At 53.9% G+C, this 20,013-nt stretch carries 16 protein-coding genes; 7 read left to right on the top strand and 9 right to left on the bottom strand.

Translation table 11 applies throughout. The features are described from left to right. Window positions 1-9: 9 nt before the first annotated feature. Window positions 10-2,007: an ATP-dependent helicase gene (locus NHH03_RS19560; protein ID WP_253158781.1), complete on the top strand. Its 1,998-nt coding sequence runs from the start codon at window positions 10-12 to the stop codon at window positions 2,005-2,007. Window positions 2,008-2,047: 40 nt separating this feature from the next. Here NHH03_RS19560 and NHH03_RS19555 read toward each other — a convergent pair whose 3' ends face one another. From NHH03_RS19555 to NHH03_RS19530, 6 genes are all read right to left on the bottom strand, one after another. Continuing rightward, a complete protein-coding gene (locus NHH03_RS19555) occupies window positions 2,048-2,821 on the bottom strand; it encodes an SDR family oxidoreductase (RefSeq protein WP_253158779.1) in 774 nt (257 codons plus the stop codon). A gap of 11 nt (window positions 2,822-2,832) precedes the next feature. Further along, window positions 2,833-3,378, bottom strand: a complete 546-nt coding sequence (locus NHH03_RS19550) for a rhodanese-like domain-containing protein (protein ID WP_261364364.1) — start codon at window positions 3,376-3,378, stop codon at window positions 2,833-2,835. Window positions 3,379-3,395: 17 nt separating this feature from the next. Continuing rightward, complete coding sequence (locus NHH03_RS19545; RefSeq protein WP_390895596.1) at window positions 3,396-3,800, bottom strand: DoxX family protein; 405 nt, start codon at window positions 3,798-3,800, stop codon at window positions 3,396-3,398. Then, window positions 3,797-4,429, bottom strand: coding sequence for a DsbA family oxidoreductase (locus tag NHH03_RS19540; RefSeq protein WP_253158775.1), 633 nt, complete (start codon window positions 4,427-4,429; stop codon window positions 3,797-3,799). Before NHH03_RS19540 ends, NHH03_RS19545 begins: the two co-directional genes overlap by 4 nt. A gap of 13 nt (window positions 4,430-4,442) precedes the next feature. Then, window positions 4,443-4,973 (bottom strand): hypothetical protein, encoded by a 531-nt coding sequence (locus tag NHH03_RS19535; RefSeq protein WP_253158773.1) that lies wholly within the window; start codon window positions 4,971-4,973, stop codon window positions 4,443-4,445. A 217-nt stretch (window positions 4,974-5,190) separates the two neighbouring features. Then, window positions 5,191-5,928 carry a hypothetical protein gene (locus tag NHH03_RS19530; RefSeq protein ID WP_253158771.1) on the bottom strand — a complete coding sequence of 246 codons (738 nt, stop codon included), beginning with the start codon at window positions 5,926-5,928 and terminating at the stop codon, window positions 5,191-5,193. Window positions 5,929-6,154: 226 nt separating this feature from the next. On the opposite strand from NHH03_RS19530, the gene NHH03_RS19525 reads away from it, so the two are divergent. The 3 genes from NHH03_RS19525 to NHH03_RS19515 all read left to right on the top strand — a co-directional run bounded on the left by NHH03_RS19525 (window position 6,155) and on the right by NHH03_RS19515 (window position 12,202). Then, a complete protein-coding gene (locus NHH03_RS19525) occupies window positions 6,155-8,491 on the top strand; it encodes a PSD1 and planctomycete cytochrome C domain-containing protein (RefSeq protein ID WP_253158769.1) in 2,337 nt (778 codons plus the stop codon). Between the two features lie 10 nt (window positions 8,492-8,501). Further along, complete coding sequence (locus NHH03_RS19520) at window positions 8,502-9,893, top strand: DUF1501 domain-containing protein (protein ID WP_253158767.1); 1,392 nt, start codon at window positions 8,502-8,504, stop codon at window positions 9,891-9,893. Window positions 9,894-10,039: 146 nt separating this feature from the next. Continuing rightward, complete coding sequence (locus NHH03_RS19515; RefSeq protein ID WP_253158765.1) at window positions 10,040-12,202, top strand: SGNH/GDSL hydrolase family protein; 2,163 nt, start codon at window positions 10,040-10,042, stop codon at window positions 12,200-12,202. Window positions 12,203-12,238: 36 nt separating this feature from the next. Here NHH03_RS19515 and NHH03_RS19510 read toward each other — a convergent pair whose 3' ends face one another. Together NHH03_RS19510 and NHH03_RS19505 are read right to left on the bottom strand one after the other, a co-directional pair. Then, window positions 12,239-13,312 (bottom strand): squalene--hopene cyclase, encoded by a 1,074-nt coding sequence (locus tag NHH03_RS19510; protein WP_253158817.1) that lies wholly within the window; start codon window positions 13,310-13,312, stop codon window positions 12,239-12,241. 104 nt (window positions 13,313-13,416) lie between these two features. Then, window positions 13,417-14,712, bottom strand: a complete 1,296-nt coding sequence (locus NHH03_RS19505) for a hypothetical protein (RefSeq protein WP_253158764.1) — start codon at window positions 14,710-14,712, stop codon at window positions 13,417-13,419. Between the two features lie 375 nt (window positions 14,713-15,087). On the opposite strand from NHH03_RS19505, the gene NHH03_RS19500 reads away from it, so the two are divergent. The 3 genes from NHH03_RS19500 to NHH03_RS19490 all read left to right on the top strand — a co-directional run bounded on the left by NHH03_RS19500 (window position 15,088) and on the right by NHH03_RS19490 (window position 18,720). Next, entirely contained in the window at window positions 15,088-16,224 is a 1,137-nt protein-coding gene (locus NHH03_RS19500; protein WP_253158761.1) for a PQQ-like beta-propeller repeat protein, read from the top strand. A 131-nt stretch (window positions 16,225-16,355) separates the two neighbouring features. Further along, a complete protein-coding gene (locus tag NHH03_RS19495; protein ID WP_253158759.1) occupies window positions 16,356-17,006 on the top strand; it encodes an ECF-type sigma factor in 651 nt (216 codons plus the stop codon). Further along, window positions 16,954-18,720, top strand: coding sequence for a serine/threonine protein kinase (locus NHH03_RS19490; RefSeq protein ID WP_253158756.1), 1,767 nt, complete (start codon window positions 16,954-16,956; stop codon window positions 18,718-18,720). The genes NHH03_RS19495 and NHH03_RS19490 overlap by 53 nt, the downstream gene beginning before the upstream one ends. A 307-nt stretch (window positions 18,721-19,027) precedes the next feature. Here the strand turns inward: NHH03_RS19490 and NHH03_RS19485 are convergent. Next, the coding region (locus NHH03_RS19485; RefSeq protein WP_253158754.1) for a hypothetical protein at window positions 19,028-20,013 on the bottom strand (986 nt) is incomplete at its 5' end.

The following is a 20,013-nucleotide window of genomic DNA, read 5'->3' as shown; positions in this document are numbered from 1 at the left end:
GGATTCGAATTGGCTCACGGATTGAACCCGGCGCAGGCGGACGCCGTCGATACACTCGCCGGTCCCCTGCTGGTTTTGGCCGGCGCGGGGACCGGGAAAACGCGCGTGGTGACCTTTCGGATCGCCAACTTGATTCGTCACGGCACCGATCCGAACCGAATCTTGGCGGTCACGTTTACCAACAAGGCCGCCGGTGAAATGAAAGATCGGGTTGGCGAACTGCTCGGTCACAAAGGTAAGAAAAAACGCCGCGGCGAAAAACGTCCCGAACCGACGATCAGCACCTTTCACGCACATTGTGTTCGAGTGCTGCGGCGACACGCGACCGCACTCGGCTATCCGGCAAAATTTTCGATCTACGATCGCAGCGATCAAGAATCGCTGGCACGTGCAATTTTGCGCGAATTGCGACTTCCCGGTACGGCGCTCAAACCCGGTGATTTGCTGGGCATCATCAGCAACTGGAAAAATGCATCGGTGCACCCCGAACAAGCACCCATGGTTGCCAGCACCGATAAAGAACACTTGGCTGCGGCCGGCTATCGACGCTACCAGGAAGGACTGAAGTGCCGCGGAGCCATGGACTTTGACGATTTGTTGCTGCAAACCGAAGTTCTGTTCGACCAGCATCCGGAAATTCGCGAAATCGAGGCCGGCAGCTTCGACCATGTCTTGGTCGACGAATACCAAGACACCAACGGCAGCCAGTACCGGATCACCAAACACCTTGCTGGCGCACACCGAAATCTATGTGTGGTCGGCGACGATGACCAGTCCATCTATGCCTGGCGCGGCGCCGATGTGACTCACATTTTGAATTTCAAAAACGATTGGCCGGACGCAAAAATTGTTTGTTTGGAAGCCAACTATCGCAGTTGTGGATCCATCTTGGAAATGGCCAACCGATTGATCCAGTTCAATTCCCAGCGGCACGACAAAGAACTCCGCCCGTCGCGTCCCGACGGTGTTCGCCCTCGGATCGCGCAACACAAAGACGAAACCAAAGAATCACAGTCGGTCGTCGGAGAAATCAAACACCTGATCGACAACGAGCACATTCAACCGCGTGATATCGCAATCTTGTTTCGTACCAATGAACAACCGCGGCTGTTCGAAACGGAATTGCGCAAAGCCGATGTGCCCTATGTGATGTTGGGTAGCCAATCGTTCTTCGATCGTCGCGAAGTGCGTGACATGGTGGCCTATCTAAAATGGGTTGATCAGCCGGATGACGAAATCTCGTTGCTGCGAGTGATCAACACGCCGGCGCGAGGATTGAGTCCCAAAAGCGTGAAAACGTTGATGGAGCATGCCGTGAAAGAAGGCGTTCCGATCTGGCAGGTCATGCAACGTCCCGATGTCGTCTCGCAATTGTCACCCGCCGCACAGCGAGGCGTTGGCGATCTGCAAGGCCTGCTGCATGACGTCAATCAACGCGCGAAAAATGAATCGCTGACCGCCGCAATGGAAACCCTGATCACACGCACTTCCTATGCGGATGAAATCAATCGGTTGTACGACGAACCAGAAGACCGCCAAAACCGGCTCGCGTCGCTCGGCGAAGTCACCAACGCGCTCTCCGCATTCGAAGACGGCAAAGACGATGCTGACCTGACAGGATTTTTGGCTGACATCGCGCTCTCCGGTCGCGAGATGGGCAACGAAAAAGACAAGCTGGCGATGCAAAACGCGGTCTGGTTGCTCACCCTGCATGCGGCCAAAGGTCTGGAATTCCCTGTCGTCTACATGGTCGGCATGGAAGAGGGACTGCTGCCGCACAGCCGCAGCGTGAAATCAGGTCGCGACGAGGACATCGCCGAAGAACGCCGCCTGTGCTACGTCGGCATCACGCGGGCACAAGAAAAATTGACTTTATCGATGGCGCTGACGCGACGCAAATGGGGCAAACCCCGGCCGACAATCCCCAGTCAATTTCTCTATGAAGTCACCGGGCAAGCACAGAATCCAAACAAGTTTCGCAAGCAACGTCGCCAAGTCGGTCGCTGAAACCAGCGACGCGTCCTGAACGTGCACCGGCGGATTCAATTCAGACCAACCCACCGTTGACGCGAATGTTTTGTCCGCTGATCCATCCCGCATCGGCGCTGACCAACATCGCAACCACACTCGCGATGTCGTCGGGGGCGCCCAGGCGACCGAGAGCAGCCATCTGGGCAAAGTTCTGTTTTTGTTCTTCGCTTTTGCCCTGGTTGAATAGTTCCGTGTCGGTGGGCCCCGGAGAAACGATATTGACGTTGATTTTTTTGCTGCCCAATTCCTTGGCGAGCACCCGAGAAAGTTGCTCGACCGCACCCTTGGACGCAACATAAGCGCCGTAATTGGGCAGCATCATGAGCGTGGTGGATGAGGAGAGATTGATAATGTGACCACCGTCGGTCATTCGCTTGCCCGCTTCCTGGCAGCAGAACAATGTGCCTTTTAGGTTGACTGCTATCAGCCGATCAAATTCCTGTTCATCCATTTCAACAATCGGTTTGTTGAACATGATGCCGGCATTGTTCACCAACACATTTGGATTGCCAAACACTTCCGTTGTCTCGTCAAACATTCGTTTCACATCAGCGATTTTGCTGACATCGGCTTGGATCGAAATCGCTCGGCCGCCATGTTCTTCGATCTCTTTCACGGTTGCCGCCGCCTGATCAGCACTCCCGGCGTAGTTGACGACGACAGAAGCACCGTCTGCGGCTAGCCTGACCGCAATCGCTTTTCCGATCCCTCGACTCGCGCCAGTCACCAAAGCAACCTTGCTATTGAGATTTCGTTTCACAGCGTGGTCATTCGACAAAGATCCCGTCATCAAATTTTCCTTCACCTAGAAGCCGTGTTCACCTGATTCCAAGGCATTTTGGCAATCAGCATGCCCATCGCGCAGGTATCACTGATGCCGGCAAAAACCAATCCGGCACCGACAAAAGCGGAGATGCCCGCCCAGTACGGATGCACAAAAATGCCTAGCAACGCGCCGACCAGCACGATCGATCCAGCGGCGATGCGAACCTGTCGTTCGAGCGACATCACTTTCTGGCCACGGACCACCGGTAACCCAGCCTGGGCCCATGCTTCAGTTCCCCCCTCGACATTCACGACATTGGCATAGCCCGCGTCGATGAATTTTTGACAGGCCTTTGCGCCGCGTGCTCCCCCCTTGCAGATCAAATACAAGGGTTGATCGGCGGACGGATCGCGCGCCTGCATCACGGCCACTGGATCGAGTCGATCCAGCGGCAGATTGCGTGCCGGGACCGCTCGGATCTCGCCAAATTCAAGCGGCGTTCGTACATCGATCAACTCGATGTCGTTTGCCCCGCCGCGCTGGGCAAGTTCACTGGCGGTGATGGTTTGTATCTCGGACAAGTGGATTCTCCATTTGTTCACTGACGGTTGAATTCAGGTCGAACATCTCTGTGTTGCGTTGCTTCCCTTGTGTGCCAGAACGCCCAGAGAATGAGAACGCCCTGTAGCGGAAGTCGTAGCAGATGGATGGTCGGTGACGCCGGAAGAATATCCTGGTGCTGATAAAGGTAGATGTTGGCGGGGAACACGGCAATCAACAGCGCGATGATTCCCCATGCCGCCAGTCGTGAGCATCGTGGAACCAGCAGCAGAACCCCCAGCAAGATTTCAAACGCGCCACTCAGTATGACCAACTCTTTGTGAAGCGGCAGATAGGGCGGCATGATCTTCATGAAAAATCCGGTGTTTGCGAAGTGCATCGTTCCGGCAACGATCAGGGCGATTGCCAACACCCACTTGGAAGTCGATTTGATCCCATTCATGTGATGGCTTGCTTCAACGCATCGACGAACGTCTCTGGTTCCTGAGCGCCGGACAGCGTTATCGCGTTGTTGATGATAAAGAATGGGACGCCCGTCACGTTGTGCTGTTGCGATCGTTTTTGTCCGTTCGCAATCACATCCATTCCTTCTTCACTGCTCAACATGGATTCGGCAGCATGCCGCTCCAGTCCAGCCTCGACAGCCACTGCAACCAACGTCTGTTGATTGCCGATGTCCCGGCCCTGTGTGAAATAGCTTTGGAACAATGCCTCGACCATTGCATCCTGACAATGATGTTGACCGGCCAGCCAAATCAGGCGGTGTGCATCGACCGTATTGGGCGTTCGTTCCGTTTTGTTGAACGCGAAATGAATTCCTTCGGATTCACCGACGGCAATGATTTTGGCATCCAGTTCCAGTGATCGCTCCCAACTGCCAAATTTTCTGGTGCGATACTCTTTGCGGCTGATCCCTTGACTTGGCATTGTCGGATTAAGTTGGAATGGATGCCAGTGAACCTGCACGTCGTGCTGATCGTCAAACGTAGCAATTGCATCTTCCAGACGCCGTTTGCCGATGTAGCACCATGGGCAGATAACATCGGAAATCACATCGACGGTAACGTTCATTGTATAGCCTTGTTCAACGATAGAAGTCGATCCAGTCTAACGTGATCGAGTCTGGATTGTCTTCAAACAGAGCGTTGGGCAACTGCATTTCAAAGTAGCCGTCTTTCAGCGGAATCGTTTTCACTGGCTGGCCGTCGTTGCGGACCAGGTGAATTTGCATCCAGTACGGATTCTCCGCACCCAGTGGCGCATCTTCCTTGCCGTCCTTCCAGAGCCGTATGTTTCCATTTTGACTTGATGCCGAAGCTTCTAACCTGACCTTGCCATTGGAAACTTTCAGGTTCTCCAGCCCCTTCAGATGCAACCGCAACACCACGGTGTCCGGCCATTTGATGCCGCCGCGTTGGAAGACTGCCTGGCTGATACCGAACGGGCTCTTTACGGAAAAGTAAGTCTTGCCCGCTTCCGCGTTGATTTCCACTTTGTCGTCAGCGCGTTTTGTGTTAACCCTGAATGGCGGATCAGCCCCATAGGTCATGCCGATAGGCGTCATTCCCACGATGGCAGGCAACAAAAGAAACATGATTGTCAGATGCTGCGGCATGGTGGTTGCTTGGATTCGATTCGACAGAAAGGTATTTAGGCAGTTCAAATGTCTGGTTCGTCAATTCTAGCGAAGCGATCAACGCCGGATTAGAATTGGTGGAGAACAGCGTGCAGATGCCGATGACGATTTCACACCGACAATGCTGTGGAACATTGGGTGGCGGATTTCGGGCTTCGGCACGTACCAGTGGGGTTCAACCTTTACTTTGTTCAACCTACGTCGCTGAAATTTTCTTCAATCCGATCTCGTTTAGCAGTTGCGGAAGATCAAACAGCGTGACGATTCCAAGTAGTTTGTTCTTTTGCTGGCCCCCGTGTGAGATCAGAATCGCGTCCAAGCTTTTGCCAGCACTCGCGTAGTGTTCGAATGCATCGATCGCGTCGAACATCGTCTGATCGTGACTGAGGTAACAGTAGTGATCGGATTCTTCGGTGTGAAGCAGGACACGCTCAATCGCAGTCTCCTTGAGCGAGACAATTTCATTTTTCAATTCTGACGCCAACCAACGTGCCACTGTCTCGGCCGTCAAAACGGCATGGACAGAGCCGTCTCGAGTGACCGGAATCTGCGAAAACGCACCTGCGCGCATGTCGCTGACTGCAGCGCCAACTGAATCGGAAATTTCTCGAGTCTTGACATGCAGTTGGAACTTGGGAATCAACTTGGGCGGATTGGTCAGGTTGGCAGCGATCTGCTGAAAATCACGCACCGCAGTCAGATGTGGTTCGGCGATGACACGTCCGCCAGATCGGTCATGGACAATCGCATTTCGCAGTTCAGCGTATTCACGCAGGTCATCGGCATAGCGGCGAATCACACGATTCGAGCCAGAGGCGTGTGTCACCATTTTGGAAAACGTAATGTCGTTGGAGACAGACAAATGTCGGCGCAGCCAATTCTCCACCTCAGCGAACGTGTCTAAAAATTGATTCGAGTTGCTTACTGCTGTCATTGACCTGGATTGGGGTGTTGGTACGGGGGGCGTTTCACGTCATGCATCCCATCGAATCTCGGCAACCCGCAGGCAGTTGGGGTTTCAAAAATAACCATTTCTTCAAGATCGCTTTTTTCAGCGGAATCGATGGGGGCTGTGTCCCCATTATCGTCCCGAACGATTGGAATACGATAGAATGCTTCTCCCGCCTGAAATTCCTGCCAAGAACCTCCGCCTACGACCCATGCTTCGCTGCCTACCGTCGTTGTTTCTGAGCGTGCTCGTCTTCGTGATCGTCACGATTGCTTGTCAGCATCATTTGCTGGCGGATGAAAACGAGTACTTCGAGCGCAAGATACGTCCATTGCTTAGCGAGCACTGTTACTCGTGTCACTCCTCGAACGCCAAGACTGTGCATGGTGGTCTACTGCTGGATTCCTCCGCTGGAATCGTACGTGGTGGCGACAGCGGGGCAGTGCTGCATGCGGGTAAGCCCACCGAAAGTTTGCTGATCGAGACGATCGCCTACGATGGCGAAATTCAGATGCCGCCAAAGGGAAAGCTCTCGGATCGTGACATCGCTGAATTGACGCGGTGGGTGCAGCAAGGTGCTCATTACCCCGATTCGCTAGGTCAGCTTACTCCCGTCAGCGGCGAAATTAATTTTGAAAAAGCAAAAGAGTTCTGGTCCTTTCAGCCGTTGCGGAAACAGTTGCTACCGGAGATCGAAAACAACCGCTGGCCGCAAGTGCGATTGGACCACTTTGTGCTGGCATCAATGGAACGCGAACGGTTAACGCCGTCACCGCCTGCGGATCGCGCCACATTGATCCGTCGACTTTGTTTTGACCTGATCGGGATGCCGCCGACCCCGGAACAGATACGCGATTTTGTTGCCGATGATTCGCCCAACGCGTACGAACGATTGGTCGATTCGCTGTTGGAGTCGCCGCAGTACGGTGAGCATTGGGCTCGGTGGTGGCTGGACATGGCTCGCTATACCGACCGAACCGCCAGTTGGTTGTACCAAGCGGGACAGCCGTATCTGTATCGCGATTGGGTGGTCGACGCGTTGAACCAAGACATGGCCTACGACGATTTCATTCGTCGTCAATTGGCCACCGATTTGATGCGAGAGACCGGGCCGGAAGATCTTTCGGCACTCGGATTTGTCAGTCTGAGCCCGACTTACTGGAAAGAGCTGAAGTTACCGTGCGAGATCATCAATGTGATCGTTGCCGACGAATGGGAAGAACGTGTGGATGCCGTCTCGCGGACCTTCCTGGGACTAACCGTTGCTTGTGCTCGATGTCATGATCACAAATTCGATCCAATCAGCTCGGAGGATTACTATGCAATGGCTGGCATTTTCGCCAGTTGTCGACAAATCGAACGGCCGTTGGTTTCTGAAGAGCGATACGAACCCGTGCGAATCGCAAAAATAGAGGTTGCTCGATTTGAGGCGGAGATTGCAAAGCTGAAAAAGCAAAATCCGCAACCCAAATCGAAGCTTGCCGAACTTGCTGCAGAAATCAAAGACATCCAGGCCACGACCGCACTGTACGACACGCCATTGGCGCCGGCCTTGTCAGAAGAATCGATGTTTGTCGTTCGCGCGGGAAAGACACCTCAAGAGGGGACCCGTATCGAATACCGGGCGGAGCCGCGCGATCTTCCAGCATACATTCGTGGGAACCCAAATCGACCGGGACCCATCGTTCCGCGTCGATTCTTAAGCGTGCTGTCAGACAATCCACAGCCCTATCGCAACGGTAGCGGACGATTGGAACTGGCAAATTCTTTGACAACCGATGCGGCGCCGTTGACCGCCCGAGTGATCGTGAATCGCATTTGGCTCGCACATTTTGGGCAAGGGATTGTCAGTACGCCCAGTAATTTTGGCAACCAGGGCAGCCGACCAACCCATCCGCAATTGCTCGATGACCTCGCAGCGAGATTTGTCGCAGGCGGTTGGTCAATCAAACGTCTGCACCGCGAGATATTGCTTTCGGCGACTTGGCAACAATCATCCGCTGAATCGGAGCACGCGTCAGCTGATCCCGACAACATTTGGCTATCGAGAATGAATCGCCGTCGAATCACATTCGAGCAATGGCGCGATGCAATGCTGGTTGCCAGCGATTTCCTTGATCTGAGTCTCGGTGGTGCGTCGACAAACGTTGACGACAACCACAATCATCGACGGACGCTGTACGCCACCGTACATCGTCGCGACATGTCAGCAACATTGATGGTCCACGACTTTCCGGATCCGACACAACACAGCCCACAGCGTGTTCCGACCGTCACCGCCCTGCAGGGGCTCTACGCACTCAATGGCCCACTTCTGTTGCGTCAATCGCAGGCCGTTGTTTCGCGGCTTACAAAGGATGCACCAAACGATGGTGACCGGGGGCGGATCACTAGAACCTATTGGTGGTTGTTCTCACGTGAGCCCACTGAAAACGAAATGGAAATGGCGCGTGCGTTTTTAGGCACGGCCAGCGAGAGCGATCAATTGCGTTGGCAACAGTATGTGCACGTTCTTTTGGCCTGTAACGAATTCTTGTTTGTCGATTGAGACCTGACCGATGAAAAGAACACAGCGTCGACCACTGTCGATCGACCGGCGACAGCTGCTGACCGGACTCGGCGGACTGGGGTCGATTGGTGCAACCAACTTGCTTTCATGCAACGCGGCCGCTACGGGAATTGGATCGGCCGCCATCGGTCCGCATTTTCCTGCGAAAGCCAAGCGGGTGATCCACCTGTTCATGAATGGTGGGCCTTTTCAAGGCGACTTGTTTGATCCGAAACCACTGCTTGAAAAGTACGCGGGAACAAAACCAGCAGGTGCCGACCTGTTAACCGAACGCCCCACTGCCGGATTGTTGCCATCCCCATTCCGATTCCAACCACGCGGCCAGAGCGGCGTCCCCGTCAGTGAATTGCTGCCCAACATCAGTCGGCACATCGACGACATTTGCGTGCTGAAATCGCTTCACGCGGACAACCCCAATCATGGGCCCGCATTGCTGCAGATGAACAATGGCACAATCATTCCGACACGGCCCAGCATGGGGGCTTGGTTTTTATACGGTCTAGGCAGTGAGAATGCGAACCTTCCTGGGTACGTTGTGTTGTGCCCGGGGAGACCCGTCAGGTTCTCCATTCTTTGGAACAGTGCGTTCTTGCCTTCGGAGCATCAAGGCACCTACATCAATCATTCAACGATTCAACCCGACAAGATGTTGCCGCATCTGAGCAACACAAAATGGGATCATCAGACCCAGCGGGATCAGCTTGAATTGTTGCGACAAATCAATGCGGAACATCTTGTCAGCCGCGCCGGTGATTCTGTTTTGAAAGCTCGCAACGAATCGATGCAAACCGCCTATCGAATGCAATTCGCAGCCAGCGAGGCATTCGACGTGAATCGAGAAACAAAACAGTCCAAAGAAGCGTACGGCCCAGGCCATTTTGCCAACGGATGCCTGCTGGCACGGCGACTGGTGGAGCGCGGCGTGCGGTTCGTCCAAGTCTACTATGGAAACGGACAACCATGGGATACACACAGCGGTCATGACGAGACGGTTCCGAAGCTGTGTAAAAATATCGACCAACCGATCGCTGCGCTAATCGCGGATCTCAAGCAGCGCGGATTGCTCGAAGACACGCTGATCGTTTGGGGCGGCGAATTCGGTCGCACGCCAACATCCGAGAACGGAAACGGTCGAGACCACAATCACCACGGATTCAGCATGTGGATGGCGGGCGGTGGTGTCAAAGGCGGTCTCAGCTACGGTGAAACAGACGACTTTGGGTTCAAATCCGTCATCGACAAAGTTCACGTGCACGACCTGCACGCAACAATCTTGCATCTTCTTGGACTTGACCACGAACGGCTTACCTTCCGACATGCAGGTCGTGACTTTCGGCTGACGGACGTCTATGGGCGAGTCATTCATGAGATCCTTGCCTAGACCGATTGAAGTTCCGCCGGCAACACAACGAGACGCGACTTGTTGATTTGACGAAGGGCGACTCTACCCGGCAACCTTTAAAGAACAGAAATGTCCAACGTCTTGCGTGTCTTCTCGACGTGATCAAACAATCTATCGGTAACAATATGAATCGCACGCTTTGGATGCTTCTGGCCTGTGTTTTTGTCTCGCCGGTTTGGGCGCAGCAGAGTCAAACCGAACTCCAGTTGACGCTTCCGCCGCAGATTTTCGCTGTCACCGGCGTGCCGATCAGCGTGTATTTTGACAATATTGTCTTGACTCAGTCGCCTCAGAATTACCGATTCAAAGTGACATGTGATGTCGGTCGCACTGTCGACCGACACTGGACCGCAACGCCAACCGTTCAGGATGCCGGGGATCATTCATTGCAGGTGTCGGTGTACACCGCCGACGACAAATTAGTGGAGTCAAAGTCGAGTGTTCTCAAGGTGACCGAGGACCGCGCCCGCCCAGCTGCTGAACCGCTTCGCCTATTGGTCATCGGCGACAGCTTGACCTCGGCGACTCAGTATCCTAATGAAATCGCCAGGCTGCTCTCGACCAATCACCGTTGGGAGATGATCGGCACCCAAAGGCCATCCTCAGCTGCCGAGGGTGTTGCTCACGAGGGCTATGGCGGATGGACATGGGCTCGATTTGTCACCCAATATGAACCCAACCCCGATGGATCAGTTCAGAAGCGCAGTAGTCCGTTCGTGTTTCTCAACGAGACCTCAGAGCCGGAATTAGATGTGCATCGGTACTTTGCCCGACGCGGTGACGACCACCTGCCGACTCACGTTGTGATCCTGCTGGGCATCAACGATTGCTTCGGCGCTCCGCCAGAAAATGCCGCTGGAATCGATGCGTCGATCGACAAGATGTTTGCTCATGCGGATCAACTGCTGGCGGCGATCAGAAATGCAGCACCGCAGGCACAAATTGGCATTTGCTTGACGACGCCTCCCAATGCTCGCCAGGAAGCGTTCCAGTCGAACTACCAGGATCGATATACACGTTGGGGATGGAAACGAATTCAACATCGGTTGGTCCAGCGACAATTGCAGTTTGTGAAGGCAAAAGCAGATCCACAAATCAGCAGTGTGCCCACGCATTTGAATCTTGATCCCGTCGATGGGTATCCCAACCATAACGCCGTTCACCCCAACGCAACTGGCTACAAACAGATTGGGGCAACGATTTATGCCTGGCTCTGTGACCAACTAGCGCGCGACGCTTGGACCTATTCGCCTGATCAGTTGCGACCGTTCTGGTCCGGCGACATTGTTGAACAGGAGTCCGTGCTTTTTTTACGGGATGCAAACTCGAATCAGGCTCGCGCCAGGTTGTTGTTCCCGATCAAACGAATCGTTTCGGTGCGCAGTTCATCAGGTGAGATCGTTTACGAAAACGAAACTGACTACCGGTTCACGCCAGGCAGTTCCGAAATTGTCATCCCTGTCGGTTCACGTATCGTGACGACAATGCCGTCGGACCTCCGGCGTCCCGCAAATTCGCAGAGATTTCAATTGACACACCGTGATGGCGACGGGGAAATCATGTTCGGTGGAAAATTGGAGTACCACCAACTGCAAACGTACGTCACTTACGAGAAGGCCGCTGACGATTGGAACGTCTCGATGCCGACATTCGACGCAGACATGCTTCCAATCACGATCAAGAAACTGCGAGATCACAAAGAACTCTCAGTCGTATTGTTAGGAGATAGCATTTCCACCGGTTGCAATGCGTCGTCGTGGGGACACGGTGCGCCGTATCAACCAGCCTACCAAGACTTGCTTGTTGAACATTTGCAATCCCATTATCACACAAAGGTAAAGCTAACCAACCTGTCCGTGGGCGGGAAATCCACTCCCTGGGGGATCACGATGATCGACGAATTGACACGTCATCAGCCCGACTTGGTCATCTTAGCGTTTGGCATGAACGATTCGGCAACCCGTTCCGCGACGGAGTTCCGTCAAAATACAGAAGCCATGATCAGTCGGACGCGATCCGCCCTACCGAATTCGGAGTTCATCTTGATCGCATCAATGCTAGGCAATCGAGACTGGGTTCGTTTGAATCACGATGTATTTCCCGAGTATCGCGATCAATTGGCAGCGCTTTGCGGACCAGGGATTGCGCTGGCTGACATGACCAGTGTGTGGAGCGAATTCATGAAGCGAAAGAAGGATTCGGATCTAACCGGAAACGGCGTGAATCATCCAAACGATTTTGGACATCGTGTCTACGCGCAAGTGCTTTCCGCTTTGCTGGTGGATTAGAGACGGTCTTCCCAGCTTTCTTGGGCTCTGACGAAATCAGTTCTCAGACGAATCAAATGGCCAGCCAGGGAGCTCTCCACAGCTTTGCAGTGCGAGGACGGCGAATGCACTCCCTGTGTTGGAAATCAGATTTCCTGCGTCATTGACGGGTGAACGAGTGAACCATTTGCCACTTTCGCGTTGGTTGGCGAGCAACCACTGGATGCCTTTTTGCAAACGCGGATCGCTTGCCGGCACGCCCAACTCTCGGCTGATCACGATGACCAATCCCGTGCCGTATGCGTCGCTTGTTTGCGTGTCCAGAGGTTCGCCATCATCACGCTCCAATCCCTTCCAGTCAGTCAAGAATCCGGCGGTTGACCAACCGCCATCAGCCAGTTGAATCGCCAACAGTTCCTGAAGTGTCGTTGCCCGATCGTCCTCGGTTTCAATACCAGCGATGCGTTTCGAACACCAAGCGATCATTGCTCGGTGGTGCAGCGATTTGGGCGGGTTGTTTTTCAAATATACACGCAAGTTGGCCAGCCCTCTTTTGGCGACGGCCGTTTCGGAGTATCCCCCCGGCGCAACTCCAACGGCCAGCGCCGCCAATGTGACGCCGTAGTGATCATCAATCTCCATCGGGGCATAATCACAGTGCGGCCACTTCCATCCGCCGTCGGCCCGCTGCACCGTCCACAACATGTCCAAGACATCGCGAGTCACTGGGCTCAGTTCCCCTGTGGTCTGCATGTCGTTGAATGTCAGCCCGGCCCCAACGACGATCGGCCAGAAACCTTGGTTTTCTTTTGGCCCCTTGGTTTTCCAGCGTACCGTTCGGTATTGTTCAAAGAATTCGCGCACTTCGCCCGAATCTTTTTGCACCGATGCCAGTGCAGGACGCGCAAACATGTACGGCATGTTGGTGTGGCAAGTCACACACTTCTTTTCTTTCTGCCACGTCAGCGAAGATCGGTCGAGATAGATCGCTGCCTGCTTCGCCGAAAACTCTGCGGCCAGCGGTTCCTCGCCACTGATCGATTCGCGTTCTGACGGAACAGACTCAAAGGTGATGATCTCATCCTGGCCGCTCGCTTTCGGCGACCAGCCGAACGCAGTTGTCACGATCATCAGAACGGCAAATTGCCTGGTCAGTTTGGTTTTCATGACGTCTTAAAAGCGGATGCGGTTGGAAGTCATCGATGGTTGAGCCCCGATTATAGACGCCAGAACGTCTAACTGGACTTCGGCTTGATGAATAGAACTTCGCCGCGCTCGATCCATCCTTTGCGTAGATCAACGCGAAACCAGCCGTCGCTGTTCTTTTTTTGAAAACGAATCCCGCTGCGTTGGCCGAACTCTTTCAAATCGTATTGTGCCCAGGTCTCGCCCATGTCCGGCGAGAAAATGATGCCTGTCGCATAGGGCGACGCGGGTGCGTAGTGTGCCGATAAGATTACGCCATCTTCGATGATCATGTTGGCCGATTCGAACAGCGGATTGAATAGCAGTTCGTGTTTTGTCTGGTCCGTCAGATCGGCCGGTTCGCAGCGGAAAATGCCGCGATCGTGTGGCATTTCCCCGTTCTTTCCATTGGCATCGGACGCCCAGTAAAGTTTCCCATCGACAAAGTTGATGCCGCCTGACTTGAAACGTGAGTTTGAATTCACCGATACGAGAACCGTCCAATCCCATGAATCATCCGCGGCGTCATACGTGCCTCGAAGCCAATGGCATTCTTGTTTGTTACTGCCGTCGGCGGCGGTGCGATCGTGGTCACCGGTGCATGCGTAAAAAGCGTTCTCGGCGGAGTTGAATGCGACACAGTGGATGTGCCGGCACACGACCGGATTGTTGGGGTTGCCCAGCAGATCGCGTGGCGTGCCGCCTGGTTGTTGGAATTCAGGGTTCTGACCAAACGAGTACGCAATTTTGACGGTCTGTCCTTGATCGGTCGAATAGTAAATGTTGACCGGAACCGCACCGCCCAAGACGTTGCAATAATTTCCCCACACCAGCATCTCCGATCCGTTAACTTCCCAGGTGTGGACGCCATCGAGTGGATGAAAGTACCAGCCGGGTTTTTCGGGATCGAGTTGCCGATGCGGAAGGTAGTCGCTGCCGTCGGTGTTTTTGACAATCACCTGCTTGAAGCTGCCTAGATTGTCGGTGCTTAGATACAGTCGCGTCCGTGTCGCGAAAAGAATGTTTCCATTCTTCAAGATGCAACTGAACGTGATGTTTTTCGCATTGGGGAAATCAGCGTGGTGCGGCCACGTCTGGCCGTTGTCGTGGGACAGATACACTTTGTCCAGGCCGAAACCGAATGCCTTGTTGTCGCGTTGCGAATCAATGTAGGGGCCATCGGGAGCCAACCGATACCAGAAATGATCGGTTGAGAGTGAATCCGTTTCATCTGCCCAAGTGTTCGCGGTGCCTGGCAACAGCATCCCGCCGGTTGCCACAGACGCAATTAGCAGCTGCCGCCGCGTCATTGAAGCGGTCGTGTTCTGATTGGTTTGTTTACTCATCGCAAGCTCGTCTGTTTTAGCGGGCATCTGCATCATTTTTCTGAACGCACCTGTGCGACCGGACATCATCGAAGCAGTAGTATGACGCGAACCGGGTAGCGGATGTGGCGACGGTGATCATTGGATGCGGCGATTCTACTTTGGCGGACTTCGGTTATCATAGAATGTTCGGCATCCTCGTATCCAACACTCCCATCAACGTTTGCGTTCAACCCCCTCATGATCACTTCAACACTAGGCGGCCTTTCCCGTTGCCTTTTTGCGATATCGACATCCATCGGCATTCTCTGTTTTTCGACATCGTCTGACGCGGTCGACTCTTGGCCTGTTTTTCGAGGTCCGTCGGCAAACGGGATCGCAAACGCAGATTCAAACGTGCCCACGGAATGGTCGAGTGATAAGAACATTGCATTTCGAACGCCACTCGCGGGTCAAGGCTGGTCCTCTCCAGTCATTGCCGATGGCCGGATATACGTCACGGCGGCGGTTCCCCAAAACCAAGAAGCGGATGCCAAAGCGACTGAGTACGCGTTGACATTGATCATCTTGGATGCAAAGAACGGTGATCTTTTAAAGTCTGTGCCGTTGATGGAGCAAACGGCCGAGAAGAGCCACAAGATTCATAAGAAGAATTCGCATGCGAGCCCGACGCCCATTGTTGACGGTGATCGTGTGTTTGTCCATTTTGGGTATCAAGGAACTGCATGCGTTGATCTCGATGGAAATCTCATTTGGCAGAACCGCGATCTGTTTTTTAAACCCGTCCACGGCAACGGTGGCTCGCCGATCTTGGTCGATGGCAAGTTGATTTTTACATGTGATGGTGCGAGTGATCCCAAAGTGGTCGCCTTGGATGCAGAGACGGGCAAAGTAGCGTGGGAAGTGGAACGCCCGAACGATGCGAAGAAAAAGTTTTCTTTCTGCACGCCCTCGTTGATCATCGTCGATGGCCAGAAACAAGTCATCGCACCAGGCAGCGATAGTGTCTTGGCGATTGATCCGTCCAACGGAAATGTCATCTGGCAGTTGCTCTACTCGGGATACTCGGTCATCCCCAAACCGATCTATCACCAAGGGCTGGTTTTTCTTTCAACCAGTTACGATACCCCTAGCATGCTGGCGATCGACCCCACGGGCAGCGGTGATGTCACTGAGACTCATTTGAAATGGTCGATCAAGAGAAATGTTCCCCACACCGCGTCGATGCTCGCTCACGAAGGACTGATCTACTCGATCAGTGACGGTGGAATCGCGATTTGCGTGGACGCACAGACCGGCGACGTTATCTATACGAAACGCGTGGGCGGCGGTTTCTCTGCATCGCCTGTTTTGGTTGACAACAAGATTTACTACACGAATGAATCAGGTGTTACGACAGTCATCGCCACCGGTCGCGAATACAACGTCTTGGCGGAAAACGATCTCGGCGAACGAACACTTGCCTCAGCAGCCGTTGATGGCAACGCATTGATCATGCGAACTGCAGACGCCATCTATCGCATCGAGGAATAACACGGCGATTCCATTGCTCGGGGACGGTATCCAGACCATCGGCATCTGATTTCGATGCCCATGCTGGAGGTGGTACGATTGCGTGTGTGAATTCTGTTGCCTTTCCGTTTTGCATCTCTCGGTCTTGCCGCATGTCGAAAAACACAAATGTCAGCCACTGGATTGACTTAGTGAAGGCGGGTGATTCGAATGCCGCGAATCGCATTTGGCAGCACTACTTCGATCGACTCGTGCGTTCGGTTCGAGCCCGCTTGTATGGGCAGAACCGAGCCGTCTCGGACGAGGAAGATATCGTGCTAAGTGTTTTCGACAGTTTTTACAACGCAGCCGAAGGTGGGCGGTTTCCGGATTTGTCGGATCGAAGTGATCTTTGGCGGATGTTGCTGCGGATGTCGGCTAGAAAGATCGTTGACAAGCGAAGGCATGACCAGCGGCAACGACGTGGTGGAAACGTCAAAGTGCTCTCGTTGAACCAAACGGACGATGATGACAATCTCATCGAAGCGCTCGGCGACGAGCCATCACCTGAGATGGTGATGATGATGCAAGAGTCGGTCGAACAAATTTTTTCTCATTTAGGTGTCGGACAGCTCCGAGATTTAGCGGTTGCTAAGTTGGAGGGGTATTCAAACGCGGAACTTGCCGGGCGTTTTGGCTGCTCTGAGCGGACGATTGAACGTCGTTTGCACCTGATTCGAGAAAAATGTCAGCAGGAGTTGTTTGAAGACAATGAGCATTCGCCAAAAGAAACTAGCGATCGAGACTCTGGAGCGGATCGATGATCTGTGCGCCGATTTTGAGCAAAAATGGCAGACAAGTGGGGCACCTTCGATTGAATCGGTGATCGCCGGTGAAGACGAGAATTTTCAGCGTGATGCATTGTTAGCTGAACTGGTCGTTCTTGACGTCGATTATCGACGACGACGGGGGGAAACGCCAGCCAAGCAGGAATACCTGGACCGTTTCCCCGATGACGCCGAAGCCATTCACGACGCCTTTGACGTGGGCGGCAAGCCAGCAGGTACATTTATTCCGCCGAGTATCGAGCGACTGGCCGAGTTATTGCCATCGCTTCAAATCATTGAACTGATTGGGGCGGGGGGAATGGGCGCGGTCTACAAGGCTCGCCAGGAAGGTCTCGACCGCGTCGTTGCAATTAAGATTCTACCAGAGGAATTCGGTCATGATGTCAAGTTCGCGTTACGGTTCACGCGTGAAGCTCGCACGTTAGCGAAACTGAATCATCCAAATATCGTCGCCCTGTACGAATTCGGCAACGTTGCCGACACGTACTATTTTCTGATGGAATACATTGAAGGTTCGACTCTACGAGACATTGTGAAGAGCGGCGGACTGGCACCCGAACATGCACTCGCGATCGTGCCCTCTCTCTGCGACGCGTTGCAATACGCTCATGACAAAGGCGTTGTCCATCGCGACATCAAACCCGAGAACATCCTGTTGTCCGTTGACGGCTGCGTAAAAATCGCGGACTTCGGACTCTCACGGATCCTTGGCAACGAGAGTCAGCAGGATTTGCTGACCGCGACACACCAAGTCATGGGGACGCCGCGGTATATGGCGCCGGAACAATTGGAAGGCACCCATAACGTCGATCATCGAGCCGACATCTATTCGCTGGGAGTCGTGATCTATGAGATGCTGACGGGAGAGCTGCCCATCGGGCGATTTGCAGCGCCATCGTCGAAAGTCGAAATCGATGTCCGGCTGGATGACGTTGTTCTCAGGACGCTCGAAAAAGAACCGCTGCGGCGCTATCAACAGGCAAGCCAAATTAAATCGGACGTGCAGTCGATCGCATCGACCAACAATCCCGCATACGCCGAGACACTTGTCACGGGCGCGGCCGCTGACGCAACGCAGCAGGCGAGCGCGGCGTCAGTTGCACAACAGGAGTTGGCCGGACGGTTGCTGATTACACGCCGGGAACTATTGGATCGCGTCAAAGTGTCATTGCAACCACTTTTTCACAAACAGATTGTCCAGATCTTGATCGGGATCGCGATCATTATTCTTGGCGCTCAATGCTGGGCAAGAAACACACACGTTCCGCATCGTCTAATCAGCGGAGTGATTCTACATGTTTATGGCATCTTCTTGATCGGTTCCGCTGCGGCCATCTGCACGCGAATCAAACGAATCGATTACTCGAAACCCGTTGACGAAATCCGTGACAATCTCGGTCACCTGCAATCCGTCTATCTGGGCGTCGGTCCGGGCATTGGATTTCCATGGTGGTTGATGTGGATTCCCGTTTGCGTTGCGATCGGTTTTGATGCGGTGATGCACCCCAATTCGTTGGTTGTGTCGCTGGTCGTGGGGGTGCTCGGACTGATTGTTTCCGCTTGGCTGTACTGGCGAGCCTTGAAATCGGACGACGGATCACGGGAATCATGGCGAATGAAGCTCTCTGGCGGCAGCATCGCCGCCGCGTCTCTCGCACTCGACGAAATCGAAAACGCCCAAATTCGCTAACGATTAAAGACCGGGGACAGAGCCCAATTACAAGTGGCAGTCGTTCCCCTCGGCGTAATTTTTTGACGACCGACGCGATTGCGGAGGAATTTTCATCTGATTTCGATCGGCAGCGTCCAGCAGATCCGGTCATTCATCAATGATTTTGAGCTGCACTTTTTCCAGAGGCCATTGGTTTTGCAAACGCGTCGGGTCTCGATAACAGCGCAACTTCAAAATCTCCACGCTCAGCACGCACCGATGCTGTAACCGGTTTGGTATGGCGTTTGGCAGGTCGAGATTTTTTGACCAAAGAAGGTCACGCCGGCTATGCCGCCGAAGTGAGTAAATCGCGTGCGATGGGACGTACTTGGAAACGACGCCCAGTGCGATAACTTCGCTCGACGTCGATGCGATCGCAGCGGCCGGCGAGATGACAGAACAACTCTTCAAAGCTGGCGACCAGCGCTAGCCACGCCGGTTTTTCCAACCCCAACCGTTTCAACACCGGTGGTGCGTCCGCTGGCGTCGATCCGGGTTTGTCGGGGCGGAACTGACGTGCTGTCCAATCGAGTAGTTCGAAGTAGGCCTCGGTGCTGATCGACAAAAATCCTTTGTCGCTACAGCGAAATGACGTTTGACTAGCGACCGGACCGGTTGGATCTTGGGCTTCGTCAATTGTGAGCTGAGCAAGGATTCTGTCCCGCCGTTGCTCAGGAGTGAGGGGTGAAATCGTTGAGTCGGGTTGGCGTGATGTTGAATTCGTTTCAACGCCTGTGTCCTGCGACGCTGCCGCGAGTTGCTGGCGCGTTTCGATGCGACGTTGCACCGAGGTGTGATCGCTGGCTTCGATGGTTTCGGCCAGTCCGGCGCGGATCGGATTCAAATCCACATAGGCCGCGCAGGCCATCAGAGATTCTTCATCAATGATTCGGATCGCACGAAAACGGTCCTGCCAAAATCGACCCATCTCCTCTTCTTCGCGGTTCGCCCGCTGTGCAATGCGTTGATTCAGCAACCGCATCCACCAAGAGATGTTGCTCAGCCGCTGCCGGGCCTCTGCCAATTTCACCGGGCAGTTGCGAATCGAATTCAATTCGGGCTCGGTCGGTACAGCGGGCTTGCCATCGATCTTGCGCAGGGGACAGATTAATAGCCAGCGGCGTGCGACTTCGCTGTCATCCCAGCTGGCGACAACATCCGGCCGCGAACGGAGGATCAGGTGGTAGTGGTTCGACAGGATCGCATAGCACAGTAGATCGATGCCAAAGCAGGCCGCGAAATGCTCGAGCGATTCTTCGATCCAGACCTTGC

Source organism: Stieleria tagensis (assembly GCF_024129865.1).
Classification (GTDB): domain Bacteria; phylum Planctomycetota; class Planctomycetia; order Pirellulales; family Pirellulaceae; genus Stieleria; species Stieleria tagensis.
This window is presented reverse-complemented; position numbering and strand designations above follow the sequence as displayed.